General features: G+C 74.7%; 1 protein-coding gene. It reads right to left on the bottom strand.

Going from position 1 to position 546, the window contains the following annotated elements; genetic code table 11:
• Positions 1 to 256: 256 nt before the first annotated feature.
• A partial coding sequence (locus OOT08_RS15330; RefSeq protein WP_325093713.1) for a hypothetical protein occupies positions 257 to 546 on the bottom strand: 290 nt, incomplete at its 5' end.

The raw sequence follows: 546 nt of genomic DNA, 5'->3' as shown, positions 1-546 counted from the left end.
CGGGGTCGTGCTGGGCAGCCGGCGTGGCGGGGGCGGGCTCCCCGCCGGGTCCGCGGGCAACGGGCAGGCGCCCGAGCCGACAACCCCCGGGACCCCGTCGGCGGACGAGTTCTTCCGGGAGTTCACCGGCGACGGTGACGGTGACGGCCCCGGCCGGCGCGGGCAATAGCCCGGCCGATACGCCACAGACCGCACCCCCCGCCTCCAGAGGAGACGGGGGGTGCGGTCTGCGGTTGGCCGGAGCCGAGGGAGAAGCCTACTCGGCGTCCTTCTTCGGGGCGGCCTTCTTCGCGGGGGCCTTCTTCGCGGCGGGCTTCTCAGCGTCGGCGGCGTCGGCCTTCTTGGCGGGAGCCTTCTTCGCCGGGGCCTTCTTCGCGGCGGGCTTGTCGGCCTCAGCGTCGGCGGCGTCGGCCTTCTTGGCGGGAGCCTTCTTCGCCGGAGCCTTCTTCGCGGCGGGCTTGTCGGCCTCAGCGTCGGCGGCGTCGGCCTTCTTCGCGGGAGCCTTCTTCGCCGGAGCCTTCTTCGCGGCGGGCTTCTCGGCCGCAG

The organism is Leucobacter sp. M11 (assembly GCF_035726885.1).
GTDB lineage: Bacteria > Actinomycetota > Actinomycetes > Actinomycetales > Microbacteriaceae > JAPFRB01.
Note: the sequence above shows the minus strand (reverse complement) of the source record. Positions and strands in the feature narration are given on the sequence as shown.